Genomic DNA, 21,259 nt, shown 5'->3' on the forward strand with positions numbered 1-21,259 from the left:
GGAGAAAGCCATGGCGACGCTGGTGCTGACAGTGGCGGGGACGGCGATCGGCGGGCCGCTGGGCGGATCAATCGGTGCCGCAATCGGCGGCGTGATCGATCGCGAAGTGCTGTTCAAGCCCGCGGGACGCGAAGGGCCGCGGCTCACCGAACTGGCGGTGCAGACATCGTCTTACGGCACGCAAATTCCGAAATTGTTCGGAACGATGCGCGTTGCCGGATCGGTGGTCTGGGCGACCGACCTGGTCGAACATCGCAGCACCAGCGGCGGCAAGGGCCGGCCGTCGACGACCAACTACAGCTATACTGTGTCGCTGGCTGTGGCATTGTCGGGTCGCCCGATCTTGTCGGTGCGGCGCATCTGGGCGGATGGCAAGCTGTTGCGCGGGACGGCGGGCGACTTCAAGGCACGGACCGGATTTCGCCTGCATCGCGGCGATGAGGATCAGGCGGTCGATCCGTTGATTGCGGCTGCCGAAGGCGTGGGACTGGCTCCGGCGCATCGCGGCATTGCCTATGCCGTGTTCGAGGATCTGGAACTCGCCGAATATGGCAATCGCATTCCGTCGATGACGTTCGAAGTGATTGCCGACCCCGGTGCCGTGGCGGCAGGCGATATCGCCGCTTGTGTGGCCGACGGGGCGCTGGCGAGCGAAGCGGGGTCGGTGTCGCTCGATGGTTTTTCGGTACAGGGAGGGAGCGTCCGCGCGGTTGCCGAAACGCTCGCGGGTGCGGCGAATGGGTGGTTCGTGCCCGGCGAAGCGGGCGTGACGCTGGTACATGGCATCGGCGAGACGATCGAATTGCCCGATGAAGGTGTCCGCGATGCGCAGGGGCGGATGGGAACGGCGAATCGCGCCATCGCCGCCGCCGACAGTGCGGCGCGGATGGTGTCGCTGACACATTATGACCCGGCGCGTGATTATCAGGCGGGCGTCCAGCGTGCGAGCAGGCCGGGGGCCGGGACGCGCGAGGCGCGGCTGGAACTGCCGGCGGCGATTGCGCCGGGTGCGGCGCGGACCATCGCGCAGGCGGCGTTGGCACGCATCGATCGCGAGCGCGAACGGCGGACGCTGACGCTCGGATGGCATGCGCTGACACTGTTTCCGGGCGGACGGGTGACGATCGCGGGGACGCCGGGACAATGGCGGATCGACCGATGGTCGCTCGAAGCGATGGTGTTGCGGCTGGAACTGCTGCGGATCGCGGCGGCGCCGCTGCCTGCCGGCGGGGGGCGCGTCCTGTCTTCGCCCGATCTGCAGATCGGAGATACGGTGCTGGCGGCGTTCGAATTGCCGTTGCTGGAGGATCGGCTGGCTGTGGTTCCGCGTCTGGCGGCAGTCGCAGCGGGAACCGGCGCAGGGTGGCGCAGCGCGGGGTTGATGCTGAGCATCGATGACGGGGCGCATTGGAGCGAAGCGGGCGCTACGGCGCCGCCCGGTGTGCTGGGAACGATCGATGTTCCCCCAGGCGTGGCGAGCGCGGCGATTGCCGATGCGATTAACCATTGCGAAGTCACGCTTGCCAATCCGGCCATGCAGCTTTCCGACGCCGATGCGGCTGCGCTCGACAATGGCGCCAGTCTGGCGCTGGCGGGCGAAGAGCTGCTGCAATTCGCGCGTGCCGAACCTTTGGGTGCGGGGCGCTGGCGCTTGCGCGGCCTGTGGCGCGGCAGGCGCGGAACCGAACATGCGATCGGCGGGCAGAATGCCGGGGACGCGTTCGTTCTGATCGATTCGGAAACGGTGAAGACCATCGACCTGGCGAGCAGCGCGATCGGGGCGCAGGCGCGAGTTACGGCCCAGGGCGCCGGGGATGGTGCGGGCGTGACGGTGGCTGCGCCGATCGACGGGCGATCGGTAGTGCCGCCGTCGCCGGTGCATCCACGCGTGCAGATGCAGAGCGATGGCGCGCTGTTGATCGAATGGGTGCGGCGGAGCCGGTTGGGATGGCGGTGGATCGATGGCGTCGATGCCGCGCTGGGCGAAGAGATGGAGCGCTATCGGGTTTCGATCGCTCCCGGTGATGCTCCTGCGCGGACAGTTGAAACCGAAACAGCCTCGATTATGCTCGATCCGGTCGATTTTGGAGCGGGTTGCGCGATCACGATATGTCAGATCGGTTCCCAGGGCCTGTCGCGACCGCTGTCGATCATCTTGTCCGATACGGGAGAACCGGAATGAGCGAGTTTATCAGCGCGCGGCTGGCGCTTCCTCTGCTGCAGGCCGGACAATCGCAGAAGGAAATGTCTCATAACGAGGCTCTTATGCGCATCGATATCGCCTGCCAGGCGGCGGTGGAGGCAGCGCAGCCCGACACGCCTCCCCGGATCCCTTGCCCGGTCAGTGCTGGATCGTGGGAACCGACCCGTCGGGCGCGTGGATTGGCCATGCAGACGCGCTGGCCTGCTGGACGGCAGGCGGCTGGCGTTTCGTCGATGCGCAGGAAGGCATGTCGGCATGGGACCGCGAGACGCAGTCTCCGGCGCTTTTCCGCGACGGAAGCTGGCGGATCGGCGAAGTACATGGTCGGTTGATCGTGGATGGGCAGCAACTGGTCGGCCCACGTCTGGCGGCGATCGGGAATCCGGAGGGCGGCACGTTGATCGATGCCGAGGCGCGCGAGGTAATCGCGCAGGTGCTGGCGGCGATGCGCGAGCACGGGCTCATCGCTGTGGATGAGATGTGATGTTTCTGCAACAGTAGCTTAATTCTTCGACTTGCGCGGAAACCATCCTTTCGTTAGGGAGTTTGCGCTGTCCGTAGGACATCATTGAAAGGGGACCAAAATGCGGAAGCTCGCCATCACTCTGGCACTTGCGTCGACCGCGCTCAGCACTCCTGCCCTGGCACGCGACGACGCGTGGTACGTGGGTGTGGAAGGTGGCGCGATGATCGTCGAAGACCTCCATTTTGACATCAACGGCGCCACGCGCGCCGGAACCGTGGAACACCGTGCCGGTTGGGACGCTGATGCGACGATCGGTTATGATTTCGGCGGTTTCCGCCTCGAAACCGAAGTCGGGTATCGTAGCGCGAACGTGAAGGGCTATGCGTCTTCGGTTTCCACGCCTTATTATAACGGGTCGGGCACGCTGCTGAACGTGGGTTCCGGCATCTATCCGGCTGGCAAAAAGACTTCGGCTCTCAGCTTCATGGTTAACGGCATGTTCGATTTCGGCGATGGCCCGATTTCGGGCTTCGTTGGCGGCGGTGCGGGCGTCGCGCGTGTCAGCGCCGACTATGCGCTGACCTCGGGCGGTTCATTCCTCGACGATTCGGACACCGTGTTCGCCTATCAGGCGATCGCCGGTATCCGTTCGGCGATCACGGACAACATCGACGTTACGCTGAAGTATCGCTTCTTCAGCACCGAAAAGGGTAACTTCGTCGACGTCACGGGTCGCGAATTCGAAGGTCGTTTCCGTTCGCACAGCCTGATGGGCGGCGTGACCTACAACTTCGGTGCGCCGGAGCCGGTTTACACCCCGACCCCGACCCCGACCCCGACGCCGGTTTACACCCCGACGCCGACCCCGACGCCGACGCCGACGCCGGTCGTTTGCACCCCGGGGCCGTACATCGTGTTCTTCGACTGGGATAAGTCGGATATCACGCCGGAAGCCGCCAACATCCTGAACAACGCGATCAGCAACTATCGCAGCTGCGGCAATGCCCAGGTGATGCTGGCTGGTCACGCCGACCGTTCGGGCCCGGCGAGCTACAATGTCGGTCTCTCGCAGCGTCGTGCCGACGCGGTGAAGGCCTATATGACGGCTCGCGGCATTCCGACCGGTGTGATCACCACCGAAGCGTTCGGCGAAAGCCAGCCGCGCGTCCCGACTGCGGACGGCGTGCGCGAGCTTCAGAACCGTCGCGTGGAAATCAAGTACGGCCCGGGTTCGGGCATGTAAGCCACGCGATCCGAAGTTTCGGATCAGGAAATCGGGGAGGTCGGGCAACCGGCCTCCCCTTTTTCATGCGTGCGTGTCTTCCTGCGGCGATGCGAGCAACCGGGAAGGCGGGCGACCGGCGTCCGGCAATCGCCTGACGCGGGGATCGAGCCGCTATCGGTCGTGCTGTGCGTAGCGTTCTTCGCAAGTCGGTGGGCGCGGCGGACGGACCTGTCGCAAGCGTAGCGGTGCGTATCGCCTCGCTTTCTCAAAGGCTGCGACGGACCTGCCTCGTGCCATGCGCGCACGCTGCGGCGCCAGTCAGGCGATCTTCAGCTTTCCGAAGGCGTCGAAACGGCGAGCGCCTCTGCCAGCCAGCCGGGGATATTGGCCGCGCCGAGATCGTCGATACGGCGATGTTCGACCATCAGCCCGAGTTCCGGATATTGCGCACGGGTCCGGTCGCCTGCCTCACCCATGGGTAGCACCACCAGTCGACGGTTGACCTTGCCGCGATAATGCATCCGCGCGCTATTCTCCTGGCCGATGAAGCAGCCCTTGTCGAACCGCACGCCATCGAGTTCGCGGGCATTGCATTCGAGCCAGAGCGTCTTGTCGTGACCCAGTTCCGCGACACCCTCGGTCACGCCATGGTGCAGACGATGCGCGAGCCAGCCGGTAGCCGCCGGCGCATCCACCGCGCCCAGCCACCGCCATCCCAGTTCCGCGAGTCGTGGATCGGCGACTCCGGGCCCCTCCTCGGCGGACCAGTGCACCGCCAGGTCGTCCACAGGCGTGATTTCGATCGCGCGGCGCAGGCGATACAGCGTCAGCCGCCGTGCCAGTGCCGCGCGTTGTTCCGATTCGCAGTCGATCAGCACGGTTCCGTCCTCGCCATCCCAAAGGATGAAATCGAACAGCGCCTTGCCCTGTGGCGACAACAGTCCGGACCATTTCGGCGTTCGGGGCGTGACCGCCGCCATATCCTGAGTCACAAGGCCTTGCAGGAAGCCGCGTACATCCTCGCCGGAAATGCGCAGCAGGGCTCGATCGCGAAGCAGGGTCGCCGGGGTGGTATCGCTCATTACGAACAGGTAGGACGCCTGCCTTGCCTGCAAAAGGGGATAGCCGATGTCGAGCGTTGACCTGAAGCTTGTTGGTGGCCGGGTTCATTTGCCCTCGGGGCCTGCATCCTGCGACATCGGCGTGCGCGATGGGCGTATCGTCGCGCTCGGGTCCGTCGGCGATGCCGGGGAGACGCTGGATTGCTCGGGCCTGGATATCCTGCCCGGCGTGATCGACAGCCAGGTTCATTTTCGCGAGCCCGGTCTGGAGCATAAGGAAGATCTGGAAAGCGGCAGCCGCGCGGCCGTGCTGGGCGGCGTCACTGCGGTGTTCGAAATGCCCAACACCAATCCCAACACCGACAGCGAAGCCGCCATTGCCGACAAGCTGGCGCGCGCAAAGGGGCGGATGTGGTGCGACCACGCCTTCTATGTCGGCGCGACGGCGGACAATGCCGAGATCCTTGGCGAACTCGAACGCCTGCCCGGAACGGCGGGTGTGAAAATCTTCATGGGCGCGTCGACCGGCAATCTGCTTGTCGCCGAGGATCGCGAGCTGGCCCGGGTGCTTGCCTCTGGCCATCGCCGCGTTGCCGTTCATTGCGAGGACGAGGCGCGGATGAATGCGCGCGCCGATGCGCGTGTGCCGGGTGACCCGTCCTCTCACCCTGTCTGGCGCGACGATGAAAGCGCGATCCTTGCCACGCGGCGTATCCTGAAACTGGCGCGTGAGGCGCGGCGGCGCGTGCACGTCCTTCATGTCACGACGCCGGCCGAGCTCGAGCTGCTGGCGCAGCACAAGGATGTCGCGACATGCGAAGTGACGCCCCAACACCTCACGCTCGCCGGCGAAACGGCATATCCCGAGCTCGGATCGCACGCACAGATGAACCCGCCGATCCGTTCGGCGGCGCATCGCGACGGCCTGTGGCACTGGCTGAATCAGGGGGTTCCCGATGTCCTGGGTTCCGATCACGCGCCGCACACGCGCGAGGAGAAGGCGCAGCCCTATCCGAAGAGCCCGAGCGGCATGCCCGGCGTCCAGACGCTGTTGCCGCTGATGCTCAATCACGTCGCCGAAGGGCGGGTGACGCTGCAGCGGCTGATCGACCTGACAAGCGCCGGGCCGCAGCGGATATTCGGGCTGGTACGCAAGGGCCGGATCGCGGCCGGGTATGACGCGGATTTCACTGTGGTCGATCTGAAGGCGAAGTGGACGATCGAAGAGAGCTGGCTCGCATCGCGTTGTGGCTGGTCGCCCTTCACCGGGATGGAACTGACCGGGCGACCCGTCGGCACGATTATTCGCGGCAATCGCGTAATGTGGCAGGGCGAGCTGGCCAATGCCGCCCTGGGCGAGCCAGTCTCGTTCGAATCGGTTGCCTTCGTCTGAGCGGGCAAAAGCCTCAGAATGGCAGCCAGCGCTGCCGTTCGGTGAATTTCATATAGCCCACATTCGCGCCGAGCCGCCATCCGACGCCGAGTCGGACGGGGATCAGGACCACGTCGCCCGAGCGCATATAGGTGGCCGAAAACCCGCCCACGAAATAGATCCGGCCCTCACCGCCCGGGAAGCGTTTGTAGAGATCCTGCGAATCGTAGAGATTATAGACCAGCACGAAGACCTTGTTGGCGTCGCCGCCGACATCGAAGCCGACCGACGGGCCGGTCCAATATACCGGTCGCTGGCCCTCCACCTTGTGGAACAGCGTGCCCGAGCCATAGCGTAGCCCGACGATGAACGCGCCGCTTGCCTCGCGCCCGGCGATATAGGCATTGGGTTCGCCCTGTTCGCGCAGGATATTCTCGATGATCCCGGCCAGCCCTTCCGCGCCCTGTCCGAACACGCCCTCTGCCGCGCCGATCAGATCGTCTTCCTTATAGGTGGTGCCGTCCTGCACGGCCTGGCTTGCCGCCTGTTCGGTCTGCTGATCGGTGGGATATTCGGGCTGCACATAGCCTGGCTGCGAATAGCTGTCCTGTTGGGGTGCAGGCTGGGGATAGGGATCGTTTAGCGTTGGGGGCGGCGGATTCCTGTTGTCCTGAGGCGGATTGAGGTCTGCGTCGATCTGGCTGTTGGGATCGATCGTCTGAATATCCTGCGCCATTACAGGTGTGGCGGTGAATGCCAGTGCCGCAGCCGCGACCATCAAGAAGCGCGAAAAAATCGCCATTTTGCTACCCCACATACCTATTCGGGCCAGCCCTATGGGCTCGTAAATGACCCCGCAATGAACAGGCGGTGACCCGAGTCCTATTCGCGCCGATTCGCCTGTCAGACAGTGTTGCTTCGGCACCGGACCGCAGCTATAGCGCGCGCTTCAGGCCGTTCGGAGACGTGGGTGAGTGGCTGAAACCAGCGGTTTGCTAAACCGCCGTACGGGGATTACTCGTACCGAGGGTTCGAATCCCTCCGTCTCCGCCAGTTTCTATTAATTTCATTGGATAAAATTTCCTTTTAGAGCCTTGTTCCCATAATCGCTCCCCGAAAATTTTATCGCTGTGGGAACTATGGAAAGCTGCCGTTCGCGTGTTCGTTCAAAAAACGCGAAAAGGAGGCTCCCAGAGGAAAATGGCGCGACCGGGGGGATAACTTCGAGAGCAAGTTGCTTGTCCCGGCCTATTGGCCGTTCACGATAGGCCCCAATTTTCTAAGTCGGCCAATTCGGCGCGTGCTTCACAAATCCAAGTGACCGGCGGGCCGCTGGTAGAAGGTCATTTTTCGCCCGCGCACCGTTTCGACGCGATACCAGCCTTCAATCTCCTTTCGGGCCGCGATCAAGGCGAGGGGGATTCGGGCATAATCTTCCTTCCGCAGGCTCGAACGGTAATGCCATACAAGCCGAACCGCGATCCAAGCATGGGGCACCGCCCGCGAGGGAATGACGTCGCGTAACCATTCGCCCAACATCGCGATGGCATGAGGCCTACCGTCCGCTGCATCGTCCATGTTGGCACAGACCTCAGCTGACGCCTTTGTCGTCTCTACGTCTCCGAGTGCTGCGACTTGGCTCAAGGCAATATCGGCATAGCGCCCCAAATCATATTCCAACGTTGGGTCGTCGATCAGAGCCAGCAGTTGCTCCACGCTCAGCGGATTTTGCCGGGCCAGCGCGCGGCGCATCTGTTCGGCAAGAGGATTTTCCTCGCTGGCCTTAACGAATCCCGCTTTTACGAGCTTTCGTATCGTCCAAGCGCTGACGCCCGATTTCTTTGAAATTTCCTGAATTGTCTGCATGATTTGCTCTCGCCGGTTAGCGGGGAAGCCGCGTGGACCGCCTGACTTCCCCTTCGGTTGCCTATCGAACCGCCCAAAAGCGGTAAAATTGCTCGTAAATATGCGGCAAAGCATCGCTTGGAGGTGAAATGGACCAGATAGCTTCCCACGTATGATACGCGCGGGCGCGGTGGAGGAGCGATGCTTTCGCTCGCTCCGTTCGCTCTCGCGCCTGCGGCGCTTCGCTCACTCGCTTCTACGCAATACTTACGGGTTGCCGCTCGATGAGCATTGGAATTTCAAAAATATCCGCTCAATCTTCAGAAATCGGCTTTCTTACCTTTTGCCGAGTTTCGAGTTGATGGCTTCCTGTCTTCCAGTTGGTTTGAACGGCGCGTGCCATGAGCCACATCACGGTGATTCTGATTTTCACCCACCGCCCACCAGCGCCCGAAGGCTTTCCGCCGGAATAACGGTGCGGGAGCCGATCTTTCGCGTTTCGAGGCGACCTTCGCCTATCAGCGCATAGAGTTTGGTACGGCCGATGCCGACGGCATGGCAGGCTTCGGCAATGGTGAAGGCCAGCATCGGGCTTTCGTGCTTTTGCATTCGTCTATCTCCACAAGGCCACAAGCGTGATCGCCCGGACGTTGCGGAACGGCATATGATGCGCGGTGGGCACGGTGCGGAGATGACTTAATTCGGCAAATTACTCGACACTGGCAGACGCAACGCCCGACTATCGTTTCGGGCTGGATCCCGTGAGCGTTTGGAGAACATTAGAAGCTGGTGCCGGCGTGATTGGCTTCCCGGCTTCCGCAACGAGTTCCTGCATGGTCATACTCGCGGGAGGCTCGCCAAATTTCGCCTTGTAGTCGGCTAGCGAGCCTTCTCGTAGACGAAGCAGGCGATCCCATGAATCGTGCAACGTTCCAGTTTCGAGAAGCGCCCTGATAGCCCGCAAATTTTCCGTGTACGGGTATTTCTCCTCACTCAGCCGTTCCGCTTCCACTAAGGTGTAATAGCGGCGGCGCTCGCGGAGTTTTCTCATGAGACGATCTCGCGTCGAGGCGAAGCTATGCCCCGGATGTTTCTCCGCGAAAACGAGCGCGATCGAGCGATTGGAACGCGCTGTAAATGGGTCGCCGCCTTCCAGCCAGAGGCGGGCGTCCTCGCGCAATATGCTGGTTAGCTCTGGCCAGTCCGCTATGGGAATTGGCCCGCGCCGTCGCGCCGTTTGCTGCTTGATCGCCTCTTGCACCTTATCCACGCCATAGCGTTGGATCAGGCGGCGAATATCGTCATCGACAGCGGGGCCGGAAATTTCAAGATCGGGGGAAGGGTTGGGCAAGTTCTGTCACCATTTGTCGGCCATGCCGCCGACGCTGTCAGGTAGACATATTGCGTGCGGCTTCCAACTCTCTGCGCAAAGCGTAGCCATAGTAAGCCCGCGCCGAATATATGAATACCGCGCTTACCGTCACGCCCATGAGATACGAATTTGCGCGGCTATCCGCCCAATAATATCCGAGCAGCGTCGAAACCGGCATCAAAACTAGAATTGATAAGAACGTCGTAGAAATCAGTCCAACCCCTATCGAATCTCCCATGGCGCGGAATGACGGCCCGTACTTTCTATGGCCGTTAAAATGGCAAATAAGGTAAATTGCCGCGCAGCTTATCCCAAGACACGCTGCGCTTAGGGCGACGCATGCCCAACTCCCACCACAGATGCTATAGAAAACCGCGATCCCTACTGCCGCGCCGGCCAACGCTGCCACGCCCGCCAATGCGACGAACAGCACTCTCCAGAAAACGGCTACAATAGCGAGAAGCGAAACGGCCAGGATGATCCCGCCTGCGATTTCAAATATCAGCGTCATTGCTATCTCCACGGGCCTAGGTGCGCAGGCGCATCGCGAAACTGCTGCGTACACCGGCGAGGGAGTAAACTAATTACGGACAGTTGCCGGTAGGTTACCGAATCGCTCTATAATCTATTCTACTTCCCTCATAGCATTTTCAGCGTGCCGCTACCCGTGGGCCGGGAGGCGTCATGGTGGATTTGCGCAAAAGGTTTGGGAGGCTGGTCAAAGCGCATCGTGTTCGAATGCGGCTGACGCAAGAAGCGTTGGCCGAGCGCGCCAAAATCAGCACCGACATGGTTTCAAAAATTGAAGGCGGTTCAAGTGGCGCTCGTTTTGGTGTCATCACCCAACTTGCGGAGGCGCTGGGCGTCGATCCCGCCGAATTGTTCACCCCGGATTTGCCTAACGGACAATTACAACGACCGGCACTTACCGAGATCACAAGCCGCCTCGCCAGCCTCAGCGAGAGCGAATTGCTCTGGGTGAGAAATTTGCTTGAGACGGCTTTACAACCCAAAGCGTGATAGATCGGCCGGGCGCGTTCTGATACCCAAGTATTCCGGGAGGAAGAGCAGTGGCCAAAAGAGGAAGCGTCAAGCTCAATATCCAGCGTGGTGCCGGGGTAGCGGAATTTCGGCAGTTTCTAGCCGACTTGGAGAGCGCTTATCTGGCCCTATATTTCCTGCCTGTTGGTGATGGCGTTCGCCGATTAAGTCGCCGGTTGCCATTGCTGATCGACTACATGGGGATCGAGCCTTTTGAAGTCTATTTCGGAAATCCACGTCGGTCGGAAGACGGAGCAATCTATCCGAAGGACCAGCTTGAGATAGCGGCAATCAGCATCCACTCGCCGGGCTGGGTCGAATTGATCGGCTCCCTAAACCCGCTCCAACAGATTCGCGAATATCTCAAGGACCGGCACGAGCGCAAAAAGGATCGGGCGTGGCGATCCGAAACGGAAAAGCATCGCGCGCTTGTCGAGCTCGAAATTTTGCGCCTGCAAGCCGAGCGAGAGCGAACGGGCGTGATCAGCGATTTTTACGAGTTGCTCGAACGCATGGATATCAGCCCGGAAGAGCGACAGCGTATCCTTTGGGATCGGCTCGGTAAGCCAATGAGCCAACTGGCACATCATCAGGACACGGGTCTGCTTGGAAGCCAGAACGATAATATTGATGGGGTGAAAGATTAGTGAGTCAAAATAGAGCCCAATTTCACGATTGCGCGAATTGTCGTGGCGTCGAGATTGGGCCTGCGCCCCTGACGGGTATCAGGTGCGCCGGTAGCGCCAAAAATGAGCGAGAAAAGCTCTCGCATTTGTTGGTCTGCTAGAGTTACTTTTGAAACATGCGCTTCTTCGCCGACGGCCCCGATATTCCGGAAAGTCTGCTCGACGCCCGTAATCTCGGAGAGGTCGTTTTCTTTTGCGGGGCGGGTCTATCGGCACCCGTTGGTCTTCCCGATTTCGCGGGCCTTGCCGACGATGTGATACGTCGCTTGGCCGCGCAGGAATCTCGTGAGGCGCGAGAACGCGGCGAAAGCCTCGATCGCGTGTTTACGGCAATGGTCAAGGAATTTGGCGGCGCTGCTGTCGATCTGGAAATGAGCCGGGCGTTGAGAACGCCAAGGAATGCTGACCTTCGCTTTCATCGCGCCATTCTCGACCTGTCGCGCGGGACAGATGGCGCGGCCAAGGTCGTGACCACCAACTTCGACTTGCTGTTCGAGCGCGTCGATCGGACGCTCCGCCGGTATGTTCCGCCAGCGCTCCCTGACCTGGCGCAGCTACAACCGGTGCAGGGCATCGTCTATCTTCACGGACGGCTCAACCGGAGCGCCGGGGCGCGCGCGGGGTATGTAATTTCAAGTGCCGATTTTGGACGCGCTTACCTGGCCGAAGGTTGGGCCGCACGGTTCGTGCGTGGCCTGCGCGAACGGTACACGATCGTCCTAGTGGGCTATTCCGCCAACGACCCGCCAATGCGATATTTGCTAGAAGGGCTGAACAGTCGGGAAGGATCGTCCTACCGTACGCTCATATACGCTTTTGCACCGGAAGGCGCTGCGGCCGCCGATGAGGCTTGGCGCGACAAGGGTGTGACGACGATCCCGTATAGCCCGCGCGATGCGGCACACGCGGGACTTTGGGATACGCTGTTCGCGTGGGCCGAGGCGGCGCGCGATCCCGCTGCGCGACAGACACAGCTGATTTCTCTGGCGCAATCGCAGCCTGCCAGTCTTCATCCCTTTGAACGTGGACAAGTCGCGCATCTTGTTAGTTCCAAGGCCGGTGCACGAGAATTTTCGGCGGCGCGCCCGCTCCCGCCGGCAGAATGGCTTTGCGTATTCGATGCTGGCATCCGCTATTCCAAGCCGGGGAGATTGAACTGGCAGGAAGAAATTGAGGTCGATCCGCTGGACGTGTTCGGCCTAGACAACGATCCGCCGCGACCAGAACCTCGGCCCGGCGGTGAAATCGACGTTACGGGCGAGGATTTGATCCGATGGCGCAATGGCGACGAATCTCGGCCCGACCGACAACGGTTGAGTGGCTTTCATCCTTTATTCGCGATCGATTTTCCGCCGCGCCTATTTCACCTCGCCAGCTGGCTTGCAGAAGTAATGGACCAACCGGCGGCGCTCTGGTGGGCTGCACGCAATACCATGCCCCATCCGGGTCTTGTGCGGGAAGTACGGAACCGGCTCGATCGCGCCGCAACCATGCCGCCGCCAGTTCGGTCATTCTGGCAATGCTGGCTTGAAGCATGTCGTGCGCGAACAGAGTATATGCACGATTTGCGGCGCTACGAGCTTGCAGCACGGGTTAGGTCAGATGGATGGAGCAACGCTGTCCTGCGCGAGCTTGAACGGGTCATAGAGCCATTTTTCGAGATCAAGCCAGCATCGCTTTCGTCGCCCATACCGCCAGCGGGGGATTGGAATACGCTCAATTTGCGGCACGTCGTTGACATACGCGTCGCGGTCTCGAATTGGCCGGCCGACGGTGGCTTGGAGCCGCCATCTGACATACTCGCAGCCGTCGCGACGATGGTGCGTCGTTCGCTCGTTCGTATGGCTGAAATGTTGACGGAAAGCACGGTCCTATACTGGCGGACACCGACGCTACATCCGACCGGCGAACGGGGCGAATCTCAGTTTTCCGGCCGCAAGGCAGGTCACTTCCTCAAGTTCAAAGCACTATTCGAACGGCTTGTTCTGGAGGATGCTGCGGCCGCGCGGCGGGAGGTTCAGCAGTGGGATAGCAACGATCCGATTTTTTTCGCCAAGCTATTTTTGTTTTCTGCAACTCTGCTCCCTGTGGTTGATCACAAGGACGTAGCGTCTCGTCTCCTCGCGATGCCCGCAGAAGTTTTCTGGGATAGCAATCTGGCGCGTGAGCTCTTGTTCGCTCTACGCGCCAACTGGCCACATTTTTCGCCCGCAACCCTTGCACGTCTTGAGCACAGGATTGCCAGCGGACCTCCCATTCGCGACGGCGAATCCCGTAAGGATCATCGCCGCCGGGCGTCTGCTCACGCGGCGAGTTGGCTGCGCTGGCTTGAACTGCATGGCCGCACATTGACCGGCCGCACGCAATCGAAACTGCAAAAGCTCATGGCGGCGGACAGCCGTTGGTCTGGCGCATGGGCATGGAACGCCGACGATAGCGGAGGCCCTTGGGGCGGCTATATAGAGCGGGTCAAAGAGTCTCAGGGACTGGAAGATGCCCCGTTGCCAAATGTGTTGGCACTGGCTGAGGCGCTGAGCACGGATGATCACAGGCAACTACGCGACTACCGGCCATTTGACGGGTTGGTCGAGAAGGCTCCTTTCCGCGCCCTCGCTGCGCTGCGTATCGCCAGCCGTCGCGGCGAGCACCCGCCGCGATTTTGGCACAGCATCGTCGATAACTGGCCGAGCGAAGCAACTACTTCCTGCTTGAGCCTGTTTTTCGGCTTCACCCTAGCTCGCCTGCCAGCGGAGATGTTCAAGGCGCTGAGGCATGGCGTCGCGGATTGGCTCTCTAAAAATCTCGACTGGCTGCTCAAAAGCGACCGAGCGCGGACATTGAAGCTGTGGGATGTGATTGTTGCACGCTACGCCGCAGCCGACGCCGCGACGCTGGAAAGTGGCGTGGGCTTCTCAACGATCGGCGGCGTGCCGCAGGAAAAATCAGAGTTCTCGCTGATGAAGGCGATCAATTCGCCGGCCGGGAAATTGGCAGGCGCGTTGCTAAAACTGCCTGGCGACCGCAAGCGCAAAGCGGCAATGCCGGCTTGGATCGCCACTAGGCTTGACCGCTTGCTTCAGCTTCCCGGAGATGGTGGCGGTCATGCAGCTTGCGTTATCGCCCGACAGCTGAGCTGGCTCGAATACTGGTTCCCGACATGGGCCGCGAAGATGTTGCCTATGCTCGCGCTTGACCATCCACTTGCCGAGGCAATGTGGCACGGGTTAGCCGCAGACCAGCATTTCCTGAGTGACGAGGCACGACGTTCGATCAAGCCGGCTTTGCTCGATCTGCTTGTAGACAACGCGCCCTTCCAAATGGATCGGGAAGAGCGCGAACGCCTCATTCAGTGGATGACGATGCTGACAATGCCGCGAGGGGGCAATAAAGCGGTTGTCAGCTATGCGGACGTTCGCAGCATTCTTATGAATGTGGGCGACACCGATCGCGCGGAGGCGCTGGAATTGCTCGCGCGCTCGATGGATTCCGGCGAGATGTGGACCGGATTTGTGCGGCCCTTCATTCTCGACGCCTGGCCTAGACAATTACGTTTTCAAAGCGAAGCCAGCGCGCGGCAGTTCGCTTACATTGCTGAGAAGGCAGGCGACCGTTTCCCTGAAGTGGTCGAATTGGTTCTACCATTTCTGCGGCCTGTCGCGCATTTCGACACGTTCGCATATCGCCTGAAGAAACAGGATGAGGATGGACAGGGCTACAGCGCGCGTTTTCCTGCCGATACGTTGCGTTTGCTCGACGCAGTGGTTGGCGATGATCCGCAGCTAAAGCCGTGGAACCTCGGCGAACTAATCGAGACCATCGCGGAGGCACAACCGGCGCTTCGTCAAAGCGACCAATGGCGACGCTTGAAAGGCATCGCCCAATAGCGATTTACACTACTACGCTGCGGATAGGCGTTACCCCACCCTTCGCATCAACGTGGCCGGTCAAACAATACGCCGACCAATCATTCATCAGCCGGCGGCGTTTCTCAAACAAATCGCCGCGCCGATAGGCAGCTTCCGCCTTGTTTTCGATCACATGGGCCAGGGCCATTTCGCAAACTTCGTGCGCGTATCCGGTGCTCTCAGCCGCCCAATCGCGAAACGCCGATCGGAAGCCATGTACGGTGGCGTCAACCTTCATCCGACGAAGCAGCATATTCATCGCCATACCAGAGAGCTTGGGTTTCATTCCGTCCGAAGTTTTTGCGGTGCCGACGAAAAGCCAATCGCCCCCGAGCGCCTGTGTGGTTTTGAGAATTTCGACGGCGCGCGCCGACAGGGGAACGCGATGTTCCTTGCCCGCCTTCATTCGCCCGGCCGGGATCGTCCAAACCGCTTTGCCTAGATCGATCTCGGCCCAAGTCGCGCCGATCACTTCGCCCGTTCGTGCGGCTGTCAGGATCGCAAATTCCAGCGCTAGAGCGGCCGTCGCTTCCCGATTGCGCAGACTGGCGACAAACGTGGGAACGTCCTCATAGGACAGCGCCTTGTGATGGCCGCGCGATAGGCGTTTACGGGCGGGTAGAATTTGCGCGACATGGCCGCGCCAGCGCGCCGGATTTTCCCCATTCCGATATCCGCGCGCCTTTGCAGCGTCCAAGACCGTTTCGATCCGCCCGCGCACCCGGCTGGCGGTTTCAGGCTTTTCTTTCCAGATCGGCTCGAGGATTTGCAGGATGTGCGTGGTGCCGACTTCCGCGACTGGCAACGCACCGATCACAGGATAGACATAGGTGGCGAGTGTGTTCTTCCATTGCTGCCGGTGCTTGGCATTGCGCCAGCCGTCCTCATTTGCCGCGATATGAGCCTCAGCGACGGCCTTGAACGTGATTCCGGCTATCTGCGCCGCCTGAGCCGCCGCAAGTGCCTCAGCGGCCTCCCTGTCGCGTTCCGCGAGGGGATCGACTCCCGCCTTCACCTTCAAACGCAAAGCGTCGGCCTTATCTCGCGCTTTGGCTAGCGAGATCGCCCCGGGGCCGGCTGCGGCGCCCAAACCGATATCGCGGGCTTTGCCGCGCAACATGAAGCGATAGACCCAGGAACGCGCGCCGCTTTCCTTCACCAGCAAATGCAATCCGCCCCCATCCGCGTGGCGTCCAGGCTTCGCGTTCTTCACCGCCAATGGCGTTAGCGCGTTGCTGAGCTTCCTTGGCATGGCGCGCCATCCTCGTTCCCAAAATAGCTCCCCGATATTAGCGCGGTTTTATGGGAACGCAACCGAACAGAGGTGAACGATGGGTGCGCAAGTTGGGACATAAATTGGCACTTTTCAGCGGAATTATCGGTTATTCGAGAACGGTTGCGGCTAGTGGTTTAGCGGACTCCGTCTCCGCCAGTTTTGTTTGAGCCTCAAGCGCCGGCGGCGACATCCGTCGCCTTGGCTTTCCTCGCATAAGCTCGGGCGGCCGTTCGGCCTTGCGAACCCTGACGGGTTCGAAGAGTCTCCCTCCCGCTCGGCCAGTATTTGATCTCGCGGCCAGTTCGCTTCGCTCACGCCTCCGACGGGGCGGCCGGTCGCGCCGTCGCGCTCCTGCCCACGCCGCCGCGGTCGACGGCGTTTGGCATCGCGATCAATCCGCTGCGAAATGGTGCAGCCGGGCGCCTTTCAGTGCGATTTCGCGAAGTTTGGACAGGTCGGTGAACAGGAGGGTGCCCTGCTGGACCGATATGATGCCCAGTTCCTGAAATTCGTGCAGCACCTTGTTCACGGTCTGTCGCGCGGTGCCGACCATCGCCGCGAGTTCGGATTGCGACAGCCGCCGGGACAGGCCGATGCCATCGTCGCGCGCGACGCCGAAGGTTTCCGCCATGTCGAGAAGACGCTGTGCCAGCCGCGAGGACACTTCATCGAACGTGGCCGCCGCGAAATAGTCGCTGAGCAATCGCATATGCCGCGATAGCAGCTTCAGCAGCGCATCGTTCAGTTCGGGATGCGCCTGACGCAGCCGGTTGATCGTCGCGCGGTCGAACACCTGCAAGGTTACGTCGTCAAACGCTTCTGCGGTATGGGGTCGCGGTTCTCCGTCGACGACACTGCTGGTGCCGAAGCAATCGCCGGGACTGAACAACTGATACAGAAGATCGCGGCCATCATCGCCCATAAGCGAAAGCCTGACGGTCCCCGACACGAGCCGGAACATGTCGCGTCCTTCTTCGGACTGCACATAGATCGAACTGCGGGCGGGAAAGTGGCGCGATTGGCCCGCCGCCAGAAACGCGTCGGCAGCGTCCTTTGGCAGCCATTGCAGCAAGTCGAATGATGAATATCGTTCCGTCATCGCTCCATCTGTTCCGGTTGGCGGGGAAGATCCAAGCGGCGCTGCAATCCCCCGAGAATTCTGCGCTGCCCCGCAGCCAGACGGGTGCCCCCCGGAACCGGCGCCGTAGAATCGGAATATACTCCGCGCTGTCATGCAGATGACAGCGGTCCATCAGCGCTTCCGATAGACGGTCACGGACGAGAAACGGGACCGATATGACTGCAATCACCCTCGACGACAAATGGAATGTAACCACCGGGCGCGTGATGCTGAACGGCACCCAGGCGCTGGCCCGCGTGATGCTTGCCCAGGCCGCGCTCGACGCGCGGGCGGGATTGAAGACGGCGGGCTATATCAGTGGCTATCGCGGGTCGCCGCTGGGCAATGTGGATATGACCTTGTGGTCAGCGGCCAGGCGGCTCGATGCGGCGAATATCAAGTTTCAGCCCGGGGTGAATGAAGACCTGGCGGCGACTGCGATTGCCGGCTCGCAGCAGATCGATCAGGTCCCTGGTGCCCGATATGACGGCGTGTTTGCCGCATGGTATGGCAAGGGTCCCGGAGTCGATCGGTCGGGCGATGCGTTCAAGCACGGCAATTATGCGGGCGCCCATGCCAAGGGCGGCGTCGTCCTGTTCTATGGCGACGATCACGCGGGCAAATCCTCGACCGTCGCCCATCAAAGCGAACAGGCCGTCGCGGCGAGCCTGATCCCCTGTTTCTATCCCGCCAATGTCGGCGAAATCCTGCACTATGGACTGCTGGCACTGGCGCTCTCGCGCCATTCGGGCCTGTGGACCGCCGTGAAGTGCGTCAACGAAGTGGTCGAACAGACCGCGACGATCGATATCGACCTCGAACATTTCGCGCCCGTGCTGCCGCCTGTCGCGTCGCGACCGCCCGAAGGGCTGCATGCCGCGATCCGGCCCTATAATCCGCTGCGCGCCGAGCAGATCGTGGTCGAACACCGCCTGCCGCTGGTGATCCCGTTCGTGCGCGCCAACCGGATCGACCGCGCCGTCTTTCGTGCGGAAACGCCGCGGCTTGCGATCGTCAGCACCGGCAAGAGCCATGGTGACGTGATGCAGGCGCTGGAGTTGCTTGGCCTGGACGCGGCGCGCGCGCAGGCGCTGGGCATTTCGCTGTTCAAGGTCGGGTGCATCTGGCCGCTCGATAGTGAGCGGGTCGCGGAGTTCGCGAACGGGCACGACACGCTGCTGGTGGTCGAGGAGAAAAAGACGTTTCTGGAGGCGCAGATCGCCGAGGCGCTGGTCAACGATCGCGATGCGCCGATGCTGATCGGCAAGAAGGACGAACGCGGCCGGGCGCTGCTGTCGTCGGTCATCCAGCTCGATCCCGCCGATATCGCGCGGGTGATTGCAGGCAGGCTGACCGAACTCGGCATTCGCGACGCGGCGATCGATCGGGCGATTGCGGCGCTCACCTCTGCCCGCTCGGGCAATGCCAATGTCGCCAGTCTGAAGCGTAGCCCGTTTTTCTGTTCGGGCTGCCCGCATAACCGCTCGACCCGCATCCCCGACGGCAGCCTGTCGATGACGGGTATCGGATGCCACACGATGGTCAATTTCGTCGCCCCGGACAAGGCGATGCTGCCGACCCAGATGGGGGGCGAGGGCGCCAACTGGATGGGGCTGGCGCCCTTTACCGACACATCGCACATTTTTCAGAATATGGGCGACGGCACCTATTATCATTCCGGATTGCTGGCGATCCGGGCGGCGGTCGCCTCCGGCGTCAACGTCACCTACAAGATTCTCTACAACGATGCCGTGGCCATGACCGGCGGTCAGCCGGTCGACGGGCCCCTGTCGGTTTCGGAAATCGCACAGCAGCTGTTGCACGAAGGTGTCGGCAGGATCGTCGTGCTGAGCGACAATCCCGATCACCATCGCCGCGACCGGACCATGCCGAAGTCAGTGACCATCGGCCATCGCGACGAGCTGGACAGCGTTCAGCGAATGCTGCGCGAAACGCCGGGCTGTACGGTCCTGATCTATGAACAGACCTGCGCCGCGGAAAAGCGACGCCGCCGCAAACAGGGGAAGTTTCCCAATCCACCCAAGCGGATGTTCATCGCCGAGGATGTTTGCGAAGGCTGCGGCGATTGTTCGGTCCAGTCGAGCTGCGTCAGCATCCTGCCGCGCGAAACCCCGCTGGGCCGCAAGCGCGAGATCGATCAATCGAGCTGCAACAAGGATTATAGCTGCGCCGACGGATTTTGTCCGTCCTTCATCACCGTGCGCGATGCCGAACCGCGCAAGCCGAGCGGCGTTGCGCTGACGGACGCGCTGTTCGATTCGCTCGAAACGCCGGCAGTGGCGCCGGGCAAGTGCAACATCATGGTTGCCGGGATCGGCGGCACCGGCGTCATCACCGTGGGTGCGCTGATCGGCATGGCGGCGCATATCGACGGCCGCGCCGCCTCGCTGTTCGACATGACGGGGCTGGCGCAGAAGAACGGCGCGGTGTTCAGCCACATCCGCATCGCCGACACGCCGGACGATCTGCATACGCAGCGGCTGGGAAGCGGCGAGGCCGACCTGCTGCTCGCCTTCGATCTGGTTGCGGGGCTTTCGCCCGAATCGGCAATGACGCTGTCGCCGAACAGCCGGGCCATTGCCAATGAAGCGGTGGTTCCCACGGTGGCGTTTCAGTTCGATCGCGATGCGGTTCCGGAAAGCGAAGTGCTGGTCGCCCGTCTCGCCGAAAAAATCGGCGCGGAGCGGATGCAATTGGTCGATGCCACGGCGCTCGCGCTCGGCCTGACCGGCGACACCATCGCTGCGAATCTGATGGTCGTGGGCATGGCGGCGCAATCGGGCCTGTTGCCGGTTTCGGTCGCTGCGATGGAACAGGCGATTGCGCTGAACGGCGTTGCGGTGCGGCTAAACGTCAATGCCTTTCGCCTCGGGCGGCTGTTCGTCGCCGATCCCGATCGGGTGCTGGCGATGCTGCCGCGCCCCGACGCAGGCGATGCCATTCCCGAGACGCTGGACGCGATCTTGGCGCACCGCTCCGCGCATCTGGCCGCCTATCAGAATGAAGCGCTTGCGCAGCGCTATCGCGAACGCGTCGCTGCGGTACAGGCGCGTGAGAGCGCGGCCGTGCCCGGTTCGACCGCTCTGACGACCATCTTCGCGCGCAATTACGCCAGATTGCTGGCGATCAAGGATGAGTATGAGGTGGCGCGGATGCTGGTCGATCCGAAGCTGCATGCGCGCCTGCGAGAGCGTTTTGCCGATGGGGCGCGGCTGAGCTTCAACATGGCGCCTCCGTTTCTGGGCGGGTGCGGACGCGATGGGCGTCCGGCCAAGCGCGAATTCCCGGCATGGGTCATGCTGCCGGCGTTGCGTTTCCTGAAAAGAATGAAATTCCTGCGCGGAACCGCGTTCGACCTTTTCGGGATGACATCGGAGCGCCGGGCGGAGCGACAGTTGATCGGCGACTATGAGCAACTGACGGAGCGCACGCTCGACGGGCTGAGCGCTGCAAATCTGCCCGAGGCGGCCGCGCTGCTGGAAGAAATTGAAGCCGTGCGGGGCTATGGGCCGGTGAAGGAAGCTGCGATGCAAGCCTATGCCAGGCGGATCGATGCTGCAGAGGCGCGATTTGCGCGTGGCAATGGCGCCGCGCGAGAGGTGGGAGCCGCGCCGGCGCAGATCGCACCGGTCGAATAGGGCGCGTACTCCAGCGCGGCTTGCGCCG

General features: G+C 61.8%; 16 protein-coding genes and 1 tRNA gene. 9 read left to right on the forward strand and 8 right to left on the reverse strand.

Annotated elements, in window-relative coordinates; genetic code table 11:
• Nucleotides 1-10 precede the first annotated feature (10 nt).
• The 3 genes from DKB74_RS12230 (at nt 11) to DKB74_RS12240 (ending at nt 3,912) form a co-directional block, all read left to right on the forward strand.
• Complete coding sequence (locus tag DKB74_RS12230; RefSeq protein ID WP_109808448.1) at nt 11-2,182, forward strand: phage tail protein; 2,172 nt, start codon at nt 11-13, stop codon at nt 2,180-2,182.
• Nucleotides 2,183-2,354: 172 nt separating this feature from the next.
• A complete protein-coding gene (locus tag DKB74_RS12235; protein ID WP_239987495.1) occupies nt 2,355-2,687 on the forward strand; it encodes a DUF2793 domain-containing protein in 333 nt (110 codons plus the stop codon).
• Between the two features lie 100 nt (nt 2,688-2,787).
• Nucleotides 2,788-3,912 carry an OmpA family protein gene (locus DKB74_RS12240; protein WP_109808449.1) on the forward strand — a complete coding sequence of 375 codons (1,125 nt, stop codon included), beginning with the start codon at nt 2,788-2,790 and terminating at the stop codon, nt 3,910-3,912.
• Nucleotides 3,913-4,223: 311 nt separating this feature from the next.
• Here DKB74_RS12240 and ygfZ read toward each other — a convergent pair whose 3' ends face one another.
• A complete protein-coding gene (ygfZ, locus tag DKB74_RS12245) occupies nt 4,224-4,976 on the reverse strand; it encodes a CAF17-like 4Fe-4S cluster assembly/insertion protein YgfZ (RefSeq protein WP_109808450.1) in 753 nt (250 codons plus the stop codon).
• A 46-nt stretch (nt 4,977-5,022) separates the two neighbouring features.
• On the opposite strand from ygfZ, the gene DKB74_RS12250 reads away from it, so the two are divergent.
• Complete coding sequence (locus tag DKB74_RS12250; protein ID WP_109808451.1) at nt 5,023-6,348, forward strand: dihydroorotase; 1,326 nt, start codon at nt 5,023-5,025, stop codon at nt 6,346-6,348.
• A gap of 13 nt (nt 6,349-6,361) precedes the next feature.
• On the opposite strand, the gene DKB74_RS12255 is transcribed toward DKB74_RS12250, so the two are convergent.
• A complete protein-coding gene (locus tag DKB74_RS12255; protein WP_193504451.1) occupies nt 6,362-7,129 on the reverse strand; it encodes a DUF1134 domain-containing protein in 768 nt (255 codons plus the stop codon).
• Between the two features lie 158 nt (nt 7,130-7,287).
• Here DKB74_RS12255 and DKB74_RS12260 point away from each other — a divergent pair.
• A tRNA-Ser gene (locus tag DKB74_RS12260) sits at nt 7,288-7,380 on the forward strand.
• A 252-nt stretch (nt 7,381-7,632) separates the two neighbouring features.
• On the opposite strand, the gene DKB74_RS12265 is transcribed toward DKB74_RS12260, so the two are convergent.
• The 4 genes from DKB74_RS12265 to DKB74_RS12280 form a co-directional block, all read right to left on the reverse strand.
• Nucleotides 7,633-8,193, reverse strand: a complete 561-nt coding sequence (locus DKB74_RS12265; protein ID WP_145960988.1) for a hypothetical protein — start codon at nt 8,191-8,193, stop codon at nt 7,633-7,635.
• A gap of 408 nt (nt 8,194-8,601) precedes the next feature.
• Complete coding sequence (locus DKB74_RS12270) at nt 8,602-8,760, reverse strand: helix-turn-helix domain-containing protein (RefSeq protein WP_205007876.1); 159 nt, start codon at nt 8,758-8,760, stop codon at nt 8,602-8,604.
• Nucleotides 8,761-8,911: 151 nt separating this feature from the next.
• Nucleotides 8,912-9,523 carry a hypothetical protein gene (locus DKB74_RS12275; RefSeq protein WP_145960989.1) on the reverse strand — a complete coding sequence of 204 codons (612 nt, stop codon included), beginning with the start codon at nt 9,521-9,523 and terminating at the stop codon, nt 8,912-8,914.
• A 37-nt stretch (nt 9,524-9,560) separates the two neighbouring features.
• The gene (locus DKB74_RS12280) at nt 9,561-10,055 is read right to left on the reverse strand and encodes a hypothetical protein (protein WP_109808456.1); all 495 of its coding nucleotides are present in this window, start codon (nt 10,053-10,055) and stop codon (nt 9,561-9,563) included.
• Between the two features lie 173 nt (nt 10,056-10,228).
• Between DKB74_RS12280 and DKB74_RS12285 the strand changes: the two genes are divergently transcribed.
• The 3 genes from DKB74_RS12285 to DKB74_RS12295 all read left to right on the forward strand — a co-directional run bounded on the left by DKB74_RS12285 (nt 10,229) and on the right by DKB74_RS12295 (nt 15,155).
• A complete protein-coding gene (locus tag DKB74_RS12285; protein WP_109808457.1) occupies nt 10,229-10,564 on the forward strand; it encodes a helix-turn-helix domain-containing protein in 336 nt (111 codons plus the stop codon).
• Between the two features lie 50 nt (nt 10,565-10,614).
• On the forward strand, nt 10,615-11,232 hold the full coding sequence (locus DKB74_RS12290; protein WP_145960990.1) for a hypothetical protein: 618 nt from the start codon (nt 10,615-10,617) through the stop codon (nt 11,230-11,232).
• 155 nt (nt 11,233-11,387) lie between these two features.
• Nucleotides 11,388-15,155: an SIR2 family protein gene (locus tag DKB74_RS12295; protein ID WP_109808459.1), complete on the forward strand. Its 3,768-nt coding sequence runs from the start codon at nt 11,388-11,390 to the stop codon at nt 15,153-15,155.
• 4 nt (nt 15,156-15,159) lie between these two features.
• Here DKB74_RS12295 and DKB74_RS12300 read toward each other — a convergent pair whose 3' ends face one another.
• Nucleotides 15,160-16,428 carry a tyrosine-type recombinase/integrase gene (locus DKB74_RS12300; RefSeq protein ID WP_109808460.1) on the reverse strand — a complete coding sequence of 423 codons (1,269 nt, stop codon included), beginning with the start codon at nt 16,426-16,428 and terminating at the stop codon, nt 15,160-15,162.
• A gap of 415 nt (nt 16,429-16,843) precedes the next feature.
• Complete coding sequence (locus DKB74_RS12305) at nt 16,844-17,551, reverse strand: Crp/Fnr family transcriptional regulator (RefSeq protein ID WP_109808461.1); 708 nt, start codon at nt 17,549-17,551, stop codon at nt 16,844-16,846.
• Between the two features lie 197 nt (nt 17,552-17,748).
• Between DKB74_RS12305 and DKB74_RS12310 the strand changes: the two genes are divergently transcribed.
• Nucleotides 17,749-21,231, forward strand: coding sequence for an indolepyruvate ferredoxin oxidoreductase family protein (locus DKB74_RS12310; RefSeq protein WP_109808462.1), 3,483 nt, complete (start codon nt 17,749-17,751; stop codon nt 21,229-21,231).
• The last annotated feature ends 28 nt before the right edge of the window (nt 21,232-21,259 follow it).

This window comes from Stakelama portus (genome assembly GCF_003171655.1).
Taxonomy (GTDB): Bacteria; Pseudomonadota; Alphaproteobacteria; order Sphingomonadales; family Sphingomonadaceae; genus Sphingomonas; species Sphingomonas portus.

What these genes read in the sequence shown, in the direction of transcription:
- DKB74_RS12270 (WP_205007876.1), bottom strand. Translation starts at nt 8,760, where the DNA reads ATGCTGGCCTTCACCATTGCCGAAGCCTGCCATGCCGTCGGCATCGGC.
- DKB74_RS12310 (WP_109808462.1), top strand. Translation starts at nt 17,749, where the DNA reads ATGACTGCAATCACCCTCGACGACAAATGGAATGTAACCACCGGGCGC.
- DKB74_RS12255 (WP_193504451.1), bottom strand. Translation starts at nt 7,129, where the DNA reads ATGGCGATTTTTTCGCGCTTCTTGATGGTCGCGGCTGCGGCACTGGCA.
- DKB74_RS12240 (WP_109808449.1), top strand. Translation starts at nt 2,788, where the DNA reads ATGCGGAAGCTCGCCATCACTCTGGCACTTGCGTCGACCGCGCTCAGC.
- DKB74_RS12280 (WP_109808456.1), bottom strand. Translation starts at nt 10,055, where the DNA reads ATGACGCTGATATTTGAAATCGCAGGCGGGATCATCCTGGCCGTTTCG.
- DKB74_RS12285 (WP_109808457.1), top strand. Translation starts at nt 10,229, where the DNA reads ATGGTGGATTTGCGCAAAAGGTTTGGGAGGCTGGTCAAAGCGCATCGT.
- DKB74_RS12300 (WP_109808460.1), bottom strand. Translation starts at nt 16,428, where the DNA reads ATGCCAAGGAAGCTCAGCAACGCGCTAACGCCATTGGCGGTGAAGAAC.
- ygfZ (WP_109808450.1), bottom strand. Translation starts at nt 4,976, where the DNA reads ATGAGCGATACCACCCCGGCGACCCTGCTTCGCGATCGAGCCCTGCTG.
- DKB74_RS12265 (WP_145960988.1), bottom strand. Translation starts at nt 8,193, where the DNA reads ATGCAGACAATTCAGGAAATTTCAAAGAAATCGGGCGTCAGCGCTTGG.
- DKB74_RS12305 (WP_109808461.1), bottom strand. Translation starts at nt 17,551, where the DNA reads ATGACGGAACGATATTCATCATTCGACTTGCTGCAATGGCTGCCAAAG.
- DKB74_RS12250 (WP_109808451.1), top strand. Translation starts at nt 5,023, where the DNA reads ATGTCGAGCGTTGACCTGAAGCTTGTTGGTGGCCGGGTTCATTTGCCC.
- DKB74_RS12230 (WP_109808448.1), top strand. Translation starts at nt 11, where the DNA reads ATGGCGACGCTGGTGCTGACAGTGGCGGGGACGGCGATCGGCGGGCCG.
- DKB74_RS12295 (WP_109808459.1), top strand. Translation starts at nt 11,388, where the DNA reads ATGCGCTTCTTCGCCGACGGCCCCGATATTCCGGAAAGTCTGCTCGAC.